Consider the following 11245-nt stretch of genomic DNA (forward strand, 5'->3'; position numbering starts at 1 on the left):
AATGATTTCCTCTATTTAGAATTTTTCATAAAATATTGCCCAGCTCTTTATAACTTGCTTTAATTTTTTCTACTAAAATAGTAGGAAGATCTAATCTTTCAATTTCAGTTCCTGATCTATGCAATCTATTTTTCGCTCCCATAAATACTCCCCCTATAAAGGTGGCACTATATTGCCACTTACCACTGATGGTGGCAATAATTGGAAGACTCCCCGAGGATAAGGCAGGAGCTACATAAGGTTTAAAACCGATCCTTCTTATTTCTAAATTCGCTTTTAAGGCCTGATCGGTAAGCAGCTCCGATAGTCTTTCATCATATTTTTTTATACTGTTGGCAATTATTAAGCCTTTACCATGAGGGCCAAATGCTCTACCTTCCTGATCATATTTATTAGTTTTAGAATTTTGTTTAGAGTAATATACTGCTCGAGCAAACATTACCCCTAATCCATATCCCCTTATCTGCTCTGCTGCTAATCCTTGAAAATCAAATTTTCCACTTTTATTTTTATTGCTGGCTAAGAAGGTAGCTTTACACAATAAATCTACCGGGTCTGATATTACTGCAAATATTCCTTTAAACGACTTTTCCCGAGCTTTTCGGGCATAATCAGAAATTAGCTTAGAATTTTCTTTAAATTGTCTCATTCTCACATCTTCTTGTTCTTCTCCCAAAGCAGGCACCCTTATGGTAGCACAAAATACCAACATATCACCATTGAAAATCTCCTCTTCATTTAAAACATAAACTTCTGGATATTTTTGAGTGGTAAATGGATTAAATATCTGATTTGCTTCTAATTCCCATCTTTTTATAATATTTATATTTTTATCATATATTCCAATAGATTTAATATATCTTCCTCCTAATAATCTCAAACCAGTAAGGAGGACTCCTCCTACATCACCCAACCCTACAATATTAACTTTCCAACGTAAAGGAACTTCATAATTTAATACATCTTGCCAATTAGGATATTCGGTATTAAGTAAACTCACTCTTTTGGCTTTTATTCTTTCTTTAATCCATTTAGGCAAATTATAATTAACCTTTTTTGGTTTCTGTAATAAATGGATATTCTCTCCTTTTAAAAATATAAGAGAGGGATCGGTAATACTAAAACTTCTTCTTGATTTTAAAGGGTTTATCTGATTCAGCACATAAATTATGCCTTTATTCTCTCTGGCCTGATCTTCTGATATCTCATCTAGTTCCTGGTATTTTGACTGGGAAATTAGTATTTTATCTTTTAGTTTATAAAAGAACATCTTTAATTTTTCCCCCTCACCCTAATCCTCTCCCTCCAGAGGAGAGGAAACAAAAATTATGTATTTTCACATTTATCCTGTAGGGGGCGGATTTATCCGCCCCAAAACGGGTTCGATGAATCGAACCCCTACTCGATACTATATACTGTCTTCTTCCCGCTTTACCTTTCCCTGTCTGCCATTCCTCTGGTTCGCCTTAAAAGTTCAAGGTCATTCCTTAAATAATGAGAAGGACTAAGATTTAAATTATAATCCATATCTTCTCCCTGGTCAGGATATCGAGGATAAATAATTACCTCTCCTAAATGGTCAAGAGTTAATTTTCTTTGTTGCATTACTTGATATTCATTTTCTAGAGCCTCTAATATAGTTAAAGAATTTTCAATACAAACTTCGGAGAAATTATAAATAGTTTTTCCAGAGATATTTTTAATAAATGAAGGAAAGGTATAAGGCAATATCCAATTGATGGACCTAACCAGATTCCCTTGAGACCTAATTTTTCTTTCCAAGGCATCTCCACCGATAAAAGGATACAATTCACTTTCGTTAAACCATAAGCTGAGATTAGGAATAAAATAAGCCCAATCAACATCTCTATTTAATATAGTAGCTATTTCTTTCCCACTTCCGGACAGTGCTCCTACAATTATTTTTTTAACTTTGATATTATATTTTTTAAACAGAGGTTCCAGAGTTTTTATTCTATAGCCTTTGTGTAAATAATCATCGATAAGGATTACCGGCCTATCAAATGAATGAATCATCTTAACCTGATTTTCCAGACTCATATAGTTAGAAAAGGCGTCGATCTCAAAACTTTTCATATTGGGGGCAAATATTTTTTCAGTATGGAGAGATTTCGTTACCGTATTAGGAACCACCATTTTATGTAGTATCTTACCAAAAGGTACACACATTGACTTACCAAGAATTCGAGAAGCTAAAGGAGTGGTCGGAACATTATTTAGCTTACAGATTTTTTTTACAATAGTCTGATTGATTAAATTTATATTAAAGGGTAGAACAATATTCCCAGGATAAAAGGTAGTTAATGATTTTAGTAATTTCTTCCGTGAGATAATAACTGATTTCTTAATATTTAGATTTTGCCCGAAAGGTTCTTTTATAATAGTCTCTGTATCCAGATTGATGATACAAGGTTTGCTCATATTCACTACAAATACCGGATTATCTTTCTCACTAAAAGGTAAACGATAAAATCCCATAAGTTCTAAGTTCTCGTTTAAAGAAGTGGAAGGATAATTATTTAATATATTCCTGAAAATTGCATAATTGTAGTCTTTCTCTATGCAAAAAGAAAGGGTTTCGGCAAGGATAACCTGCTCAAGATTTTCAAGTTCTGATCTATTCTCTGCATCAGTTATGGTAAAAATACCATCAATAACTATGGTATGACCAAAGGTATTTTCTCGGATATATTCCGATATCAAGTTATTACTAAATTCCTGGAAAAGAATACTCGAACGAACCCAATGAAAAACTGAAAAACCTAATATCATTCCATTATGATCAACATCACGTAAAAGCAAAATCCTTGGATTCAATTTATGGGTAAACTCATTGAACTTTTTAGATATATCGTTCTGATGGTATTGAGAAAATATCTTCTGGCCAAGTTTTTCTATTAAATCTGCGGTGATACTTTCACCTTCAATTATCTGCACCTCGATAGAGATAGTCTGAATCACCCTTTTATATTGAGGTTCTCTCTGATATAAACTATTTTCGTAAATATATTTCTGGGCTAAAGGATCAATAAGTTTAAAAATGTCTCTATTTTCATCGATATTGGTTCTTATTTGACTTGAACTTATCTCTTCATAGTGAGAAGTGAGATTAAGATGTATAACCTCTTTTTCCATTTTTTCAATAGACTTTTGAAATATTTTTTCTTCTTTATGGTTAGCAGAAGGTAAGGTCCTTCTATCGAAAACAATATGAGGAAAAGTGTGTACAGAATTTTCGGTTCTATTCTTCTGATAAGCCGAAGCATTTAAGATGACATCAGTGCCTACTACAATATAAACCTCAGAAAGGGGAAAATTTTCCCTTAAAATCTTTAAGTCGTGGGGATTAGCAATATTAATAGGTAAATCTTCAGGAAATAAGTAGACATTAAGTTCATCGGCAATAGAAATATTTATTATATTCTTTCTAAAGAGATGGGGTTGAGTCCTTTTAGACCAAGAAAACTCATCAACGGCTAAATATATTTCAAAACCAAGGGCTTCTATTGCTTTTACTATCTCTTTATGGCTTAGAGAAAACGGGTCAAAAGCCCCGGGAAAGAAGGCTATCCTAACCGGAGCTTTAAGGTTTATACTACCTTTACAGAAATTATAATCAGAGATAAATTTATAGATATAATTAAGTCCGGTACAATTTATTAAAAACATCAAGTTTTCTCTATTTACGGGAGTCAATAGAGTAAGAATTTTTTTAGCAATAAGCTGAAATATATGGTTCTTTTCTTCTAAACTGAGATGTTTTGAACCAAATATTTCCCTACCAATAACTCTAAATGCAGCTTGTTTGACTTGTAAATTATAATGCACCAAGCCGTTTAGAAGAATACCAATTATTTTACCAAGTCTATTTTCGTAAGATTTTTCTTTTTCTGAAAATCTTTTACGGTATTGAGGATAATTAGCAATAGTTATACCAATAGTTCTAAGCAATAATGAGCTTAATTTAGGGTCTGATTGTTTGATCTTTTCTATTAAATCATCAGTGAGTTCCTCTAATTCATTAGGTGGAAGATATAGTATTAGCTGACCTAAATAATAAGGAATATATTTAGTAAACTGATAGTCTTCCATCTCTAAAGCCCGTAATAGTTCAATAGCAATATCATTTCGTTGCTCAAATGATAAACCGGGCATTAAATTTACTAAGGTCTTCCCAGCTAAATTTCTAATATCTTCAATTCCACTAACTTTCAAGATGTTACAAAAATGTAAAGCAGTATAAATTTCCTCTTGTTTAGTATTTAAAGTATGTTCTGATAAAAGTTCTATCTGAATCTTTTTAATTATCCAACTAGTTGAAGTTTTAAGATTACTTAAAAATATATACTGAATCTTTTCCATATCTCTTCGATAAAATTCAGTATACTTTTCTACCATAGTTTTGTTCAGACCTAATAATTTAACTATCTTTATATTTAAATAATTTTCAGCCGGAAGTACAGAAGAAGATATATTGTGACTAAATATTTTCCTTAAGCTACTTAGGAATTTAGATTTTTTATCCAGCTGAGATATTAAATTATTTACCACTTCCAAGGCAGTAAGTCTAAGATTATGGTCTTTTTTCTTTAACATTTTTAAAATATAATCAAATAATACCTTTAAAGATTCTTCATCTGAGGATATAGGTATATACTGGGCGGTTTTTATTAAAGATAATTGAATGTCTTCATTGAGATATAAGTCTTTTTTATAATGTTTTAAAATAATTTTTCGATAATTGTTTAGCTGATTTTTACGACAATTAGAAAAGAAAGATAAAATCATATTATCAGTGCTATTAATAATTCGAACTTGCTGAAGAGGAAGTTTTTTATGATCTGGTCGTAAAAAATATTTTAAATATCTATCCAACAAATCAAAGCTGGTAATAGCTGGGGGTTTAAGGCTAACTTTATAAGGAATTTCTTTGCGGTAATCTTCGTCAAAAGTGGCAATTAATATACCAATAAGTTTTGAACTTCTTCTTCTTATTTCATCTTCCGGATGAGTTAATTGTTCGTATAAATACCTCAAAGTAATCATCTTCTGTTTTTGAGTTAAGTAAGTTGAATATTCTTCAAATATTTGTAAATATTCTCGTAGATTATTCCAGTTTTTTTCGCTTCGGGCTAATTCTAATAGAGAATTAAGAGAAGATTCATCTCGGAGTTCATACATTAAATTTATATTGTGTTCTATGGAAAGAAATTTTATGCTTTGAATAACTTCCTGATTATGCAGCAGAGAATAATATGGTTTTTTATCTTTTTTACCCGGATATATTTTTTTATTTTCTAAACTTACCTTTACTCCTAAATTTATGATATAATCTTCAAAATCTTTTAATTTCGCATATACCCGATAATATCTTTTTCTTTTTTCCTCATTGACATTGTCCAGTTTGTTTAAAATTATCTGAAAAGAATCTTTAAGACTAAAGATACTTATTTCCTTTTTGGGATCATTATCTACATTTTTTACCCGAAAATCGGAATAAATTAAAATAAGAGATTCTAAAGGTAAATTTTCTAATTCTAAATCCCAAACAGAATGATTAACTGCAATATGCCCAATATAAGAGATATTATGTTTTTTAAACCACCTATCGGTATAATAATAATGTAAATAGGGAGTCCTTTCCGCCTCTATGCCTTTACATCCGTATTTTCCTATATCATGCCCTACTGCTGCTCCCGAAACCCTATCCAAATTAACCGGAAGACCCAAATCATATAATTGTCTACCTATAAATAAAGCCATCCAATTAACTCCACAAATATGGTCAAGGGTATTATATTTTAAGACTTCCTGGCTTAATTTCATCATCTCATAAATATATTCGGAATTAAATGCTTTTAGAAACCTTTTGTATTCGATAGGATTTTCTAATTTACTTTTTTCTTCAGAAGTTAAAAAATTAAGGGGGTATTTACTTTGAAAAGTAGAATCATCAGATGACTTTTGAAACTCTGAAATCACTCTTAATAATTTTAAATAGAGCCAGAAACTTTTTTGGCAATTATCCGAGATATATTTATTAAATAGTCCTACTGCTTCAGGAAAAGATTGAGATAGGGTAAATTGGTATACTTGATAAAGCCAATTATTAGGGTTATGTTTTTTATCTATACCTACCAGGATATCCTGACCTAAAGAATATACTGCTTTACAACTATAGTCTTTTTTTTCTATTAGGGATGATAATTTTTTTAAAAATAAGGGGCTTTCAATATATTTTTTAACCAGCCCTTTCTCTAAAGAAATATTACCTAAAATATCTGAAGTTAAAATCCTTTTAAATATTTTTTTATATATTTTTTTAGTGCTAATTTTGTCCACTTTAAAAGACCATCCGGTTAAAATTAATATAATTTAGAATAAATATTATTTTCTTTAACCTTTATTATAACTGAAAACTGCGAAAAGTTACAATTAAATCGGTATTTTAAAATAAAAATCATTTCCAATTCGGTTTGATAAAGACTTTTGGTCTAAAAGATAAAAGGGGTACGATAATTCGTACCCCTCCCCTAAGGTTAGATCCATTTAAAAATGTGTTGAATATATTCTAATTGATATCTCTACTAACTATAATTAGCAAACCAAAGAGAGATTTCTCTCTTTGCCTCCTCGACTGTTTCCGAAGCGTGAACCAAATTTTGTAAAACTCTTTTTTCTCGAGCAGAAAGGTCAGGTGAATCTATTGAAAAATCACCTCTTATGGTTCCTAATTCCGCAAAAAGAGGAACTGTATTCCCTACTATTTTTCTTACCATTTCCACAGCATGATTCCCACTTAAAATAAGAACCAATACCGGTCCGGAAGTTAAATGTTGAATTAACCATTTTCTAACTAGTTGACCAATTTTTAAGGCATCATTGGTACCTAAATCCTCTATAATATTTAAATTATATTTTTCATAAGTATCTATAGTCTTCTTACCCACAGATCTAATCCAATTTTTATCATCAGGATAGTGCTTTTCGACCATTTCGATAGTAGCATTTAATATTTTCATTCCTTCTAAGGTTAACCCTACCCTTTCAAATCTGGAAATAATTTCTCCCACCAGGCCTCTTTTAAATGCATCTGGTTTTATTAAAACTAAGGTTCTTTCCATTCCTTAATGCACCTCTATTTCCTTCCCTTATCTTTTAATTATATTCCCCGAGTATGGAACCTACAATTAAACCAACTACTTCATCAGCACTGGTCTTTTTTGTAATCCTTTCTGCTACTTTCTTACCTCGTCGCATGATTAACAATCTTGTAGCCACTGAAAATACATCATGGATCTGATGGCTAATAATAAAGATAGAAACCCCTTGAGAGCTCAAAGTCTTTACCAAATTTAATACTTTTTTCTGCTCTGCCACTCCCAAAGCTGCGGTAGGTTCATCCATAATCAATAACTTTGCATTCCAGTAAATAGAGCGGGAGATAGCTACCGCCTGCCGTTCTCCTCCAGAAAGTGTACTAATCTTATTTTTTAAAGAAGGAATGTTGATATCTAAGCGATTTAATACTTTTTTGGATTCGCTATGCATATAATCATGATCCAGCACGTCTACTAAACCCAAAAATTTCTTTAATTTTTCTCGACCTAAAAAGATGTTAGAATAAACGTTCATATTTTCAGCCAAAGCTAAATCTTGATAGATAGTTTCTATCCCGATTTTTAATGCTTCCGTTGGATTGCTAATTTTTATCCTTCGGCCTTCATAAAATATCTGACCTGCTTCAGCATGATATACACCAGAGATTACTTTAATTAAAGTAGATTTACCTGCCCCATTATCGCCCAAAATACCAATAACTTCTCCAGGAAATATCTGCATACTGACATTATCAACTGCAGTTAAACCACCAAATTTTTTGGTAATATTTTTTACTTCCAATAAAGGTTCCATCATAACCTCCTTATTAAATCTCCTCTTCTTTTTGTATTAATTCAGGTGAAAACTGATCAATTAACACCGCAAAGATAAGTATACAAGCAACGGCAATATATAAATTATAAGTAGGAATACTTAGGTTAACTAAGCCTATCTCTAATACACTAATGATCAAAGCACCAATAACCGTACCTATTATTGTTCCTTTGCCACCGTATAGGCTAGCTCCACCAATTACTACTGCGGTTATGGCATCTAATAAACGAGCACTACCTGCTGGTGCCCTACCAGTAATATATTGCAATACATACATAACCCCAGCAAGAGAAGCAAAAAATGAAGAAATCATATAAACTTTAATTAAATGGGTTTTTACATTAACTCCTGCCCTTTCCGCTGCATTAATATTCCCCCCAATGGCATAGGTATGCTGCCCAAATTTAGTTTTAGCCAGAATAAAGGCAAAAATAGCAATAAATATAAAAGTAATGACTACTACATTAGGAATAATTACTATTAAATGCTTTAGTTCATCTCTGGTGAGGTTTCCGGGTTTATTTAGAAAGCTAAAAATCTTCCCCGGTAACCAATAAAATAAATAACCATGACCTAAAGTTCCCAAAGAGGAAGGCAAATTATGAACCGGTACATTATTACAGATAATCTCAGCAAATCCATAAGCAATACCATACATACCAAAAGTGGCAATAAAGGAAGGAACTCTTAATTTTGCTACCAAAAAACCATTAATAAATCCAGGAATTAGTCCTAACAAAAGGGCAGCTAATACACCTATACTAATTGCTGCAACCTGAGAAAACCCCGCCGTTTCTAAATTAACCATCACTTTTGCGCATATCACTGAGCTAAAACCAACCATAAATCCGACAGATAAGTCGATTCCTCCGGTAATTATAACAAAAGTTTCTCCAGTAGCTAATAAAAGAACCGTGGTTGAAGCAACAAGAATATCTTGTAAATTATTTAAGCTAATATAATTCGTTCCTACCAGGCCAAAAAATAGAATTTCACCCAGTAGAAAGATTAGAGTCCACCTTCTGAGAATACTAATCCCTATTTTTTTTGGTTTATGGTAATTTATCATTCTTTGTACACCAACTCTGGGAAGAACTGATCAATTAAAACGGCAATAATTAAAATACATCCAGTGGCAATATATCGATAAAAAATAGGCAATCCCATCATCATTAAACCATTGTCTAAAATCCCGATTAATAATACACCAATGACAGTACCCCAGACTGTCCCTTTACCACCGGTAAGACTTGCTCCCCCTATAACCACTGCTGCAATTGCAAAAAGTTCATAACTAGAAGTATATTGAGTATGAACACCCATATTTAATTTAAAAACTAATAATACACCGGCAGTTGCTGCAAAAAATGAAGATATAATATAAATCTTAATCAAATGCAGGGGAACATTAATCCCTGCTCTTCTAGCAGCATCCACTTTTCCGCCAATAACATAGGTATGCTGTCCGAATTTAGTTCGGGATAGAATAAAAGCAAATATAACCAGGATAAGGGTTATTAATAAAATGGGTATGGGGATAATTTTTAATAAGCTTAATATGTCTTTCCTTTCAGTCAGCTCAGGTTTTACAAAAAAGGAAAAACCCTTTTTAGGAGAAAAATATGCAATATACGCATTACCAATGTCTCGTACTTGTAAAGGTATAAAACCAATAGGAAATCCTTCGCAAAGTCTCCAGGCTAAGCCGTTAGTAATTCCCCACATACCAAGGGTAGCAATAAAGGGCGGTACTCTTAATTTAGCCACCAGAAATCCATTAACCATTCCTGGAATAAGCCCTAATAAAAGTCCGACCAATGAACCAGTTAATATAGAAATAAATGGTGAATAACCTGCTGCATTTAAATCTCGCATAATAATAGCTGTAGTTACACAGACAAAACCCATAACAAAACCAATGGAAAGATCAATACCTCCACTAATAATCACAAAGGCCTCTCCACTGGCTAATAAAAGAAGAGAACTTACTCCTAAAACAATATTATTAAAATTATTCAGAGTAAAAAAATTTTTTCCTAAAAAACTGAATAGGATTAACATAAAAATAAGAAAGATAAGAGCCCAGTTTCTACCCAAAATATTAATTACATTATTTTTACCGAATTTTTCTGAATTTATCGAAAAACTATTATTTAGCTCAGTCATAAAAATACCTTTTTAGTATTTAGGATATAGAATAATACGACAGGGAGTAAAATACTCCCTGTCACTATTTAGTTTATGCTAAAATATTCAAGTTTTTGAAGAAAGTTATTTGTAAATATATTGCTGTGCTTCAGGATCATTAACATTTTCTTGAGTGAAAACAAAAAACCCGGGAATTACTTTCTTAGGAATTTCTGCCCCTTCGGTAAGGTGTTTGAAACCCCACTCTACAGCTAAAGATCCAATCTCTGCAGGCATCTGAGCTAAAATTAAATTCAACTCTTTTCTTTTTAAAGCTTCAATTAAGGTTTCCGTTGCATCCCAGGTGGCAATTTTAACCGCACCTCCCAATCCAGCACTAACCACAGCCTGGTAGGCACCTTGAGCACTAAATACGTTAACTCCAAATACTCCAGCTAAATCAGGATTTTTCTGTAAGGCAGCACCCACTTGAGCAACAGCAGTTTCCTGAATATCAAGGCAATATTCTACTCCTACTAACTCCATGTCGGGGAATATTTTTAATCCCGCTCTAAAACCCAATTCTCTACCCATTACACTGGATACATCCGGATTAGTATTTTCTAAAAATACTTTTCCTTTTCCACCAAGTAATAGGGCTAATTGACCAGCAACTACCTCTCCACCCAAGAAATTATCTGTCCCAATAAAAGCAAGAGGGAAATTATAATTACTTGGTTTGGTATAATCCCCGTCACCGATATAGGTATCGACAGTAATAACTGGAATACCACTATCAGAAATTTCTTTCAGAACCGGGATTAAGGCCTCTACAGAAGTAGGAGCTGTAAAGAGTAAATCAATGTCTCCTCGAGCGACCAGGGCTTTTAATATTGGTACCTGGTACTCAGGGCCCCAAGCTTTCGGATATTCTCCCACAATCAACTCTACACCTAATTCTGCTGCTTTTGCTTTAGCACCTTTTTCCATGGTAAAGTAGAAGGGGTCAGCAATGCCAGGCATAAAGGCAAATTTCAGTTGTTTAGCAACCCCGGCCATAGCAATAAAAGACAAACCTAAACAGATTAACAGTAAAGTAATAATAAACTTTTTCATTTTTTTTCTCCTTAACTTAATAATAATAAATTTACTCCATTTTAAA

7 protein-coding genes are annotated in these 11245 nt (G+C 32.4%); all 7 read right to left on the bottom strand.

The window, feature by feature from the left end:
- Positions 1-25: 25 nt before the first annotated feature.
- Entirely contained in the window at positions 26-1270 is a 1245-nt protein-coding gene (locus COZ07_RS07760; RefSeq protein ID WP_406607997.1) for a lactate/malate family dehydrogenase, read from the bottom strand.
- A gap of 161 nt (positions 1271-1431) precedes the next feature.
- Entirely contained in the window at positions 1432-6363 is a 4932-nt protein-coding gene (locus COZ07_RS07765; protein WP_406607998.1) for a cytidyltransferase, read from the bottom strand.
- A 245-nt stretch (positions 6364-6608) separates the two neighbouring features.
- Positions 6609-7145: a nucleoside-diphosphate kinase gene (locus COZ07_RS07770; protein ID WP_406607999.1), complete on the bottom strand. Its 537-nt coding sequence runs from the start codon at positions 7143-7145 to the stop codon at positions 6609-6611.
- A gap of 34 nt (positions 7146-7179) precedes the next feature.
- Entirely contained in the window at positions 7180-7938 is a 759-nt protein-coding gene (locus tag COZ07_RS07775) for an ATP-binding cassette domain-containing protein (protein ID WP_406608000.1), read from the bottom strand.
- Between the two features lie 10 nt (positions 7939-7948).
- Positions 7949-9025 carry an ABC transporter permease gene (locus COZ07_RS07780; RefSeq protein ID WP_406608001.1) on the bottom strand — a complete coding sequence of 359 codons (1077 nt, stop codon included), beginning with the start codon at positions 9023-9025 and terminating at the stop codon, positions 7949-7951.
- Positions 9022-10122 carry an ABC transporter permease gene (locus tag COZ07_RS07785; protein ID WP_406608002.1) on the bottom strand — a complete coding sequence of 367 codons (1101 nt, stop codon included), beginning with the start codon at positions 10120-10122 and terminating at the stop codon, positions 9022-9024. Before COZ07_RS07785 ends, COZ07_RS07780 begins: the two co-directional genes overlap by 4 nt.
- Positions 10123-10227: 105 nt before the next feature.
- Entirely contained in the window at positions 10228-11199 is a 972-nt protein-coding gene (locus COZ07_RS07790) for an ABC transporter substrate-binding protein (protein ID WP_406608003.1), read from the bottom strand.
- Positions 11200-11245: the final 46 nt, after the last annotated feature.

Source organism: Candidatus Infernicultor aquiphilus, from assembly GCF_002784285.1.
GTDB classification, from domain to species: Bacteria; Atribacterota; Phoenicimicrobiia; order Phoenicimicrobiales; family Phoenicimicrobiaceae; genus Infernicultor; species Infernicultor aquiphilus.

What these genes read in the sequence shown, in the direction of transcription:
- COZ07_RS07760 (WP_406607997.1), bottom strand. Translation starts at nt 1,270, where the DNA reads ATGTTCTTTTATAAACTAAAAGATAAAATACTAATTTCCCAGTCAAAA.
- COZ07_RS07770 (WP_406607999.1), bottom strand. Translation starts at nt 7,145, where the DNA reads ATGGAAAGAACCTTAGTTTTAATAAAACCAGATGCATTTAAAAGAGGC.
- COZ07_RS07775 (WP_406608000.1), bottom strand. Translation starts at nt 7,938, where the DNA reads ATGATGGAACCTTTATTGGAAGTAAAAAATATTACCAAAAAATTTGGT.
- COZ07_RS07780 (WP_406608001.1), bottom strand. Translation starts at nt 9,025, where the DNA reads ATGATAAATTACCATAAACCAAAAAAAATAGGGATTAGTATTCTCAGA.
- COZ07_RS07785 (WP_406608002.1), bottom strand. Translation starts at nt 10,122, where the DNA reads ATGACTGAGCTAAATAATAGTTTTTCGATAAATTCAGAAAAATTCGGT.
- COZ07_RS07790 (WP_406608003.1), bottom strand. Translation starts at nt 11,199, where the DNA reads ATGAAAAAGTTTATTATTACTTTACTGTTAATCTGTTTAGGTTTGTCT.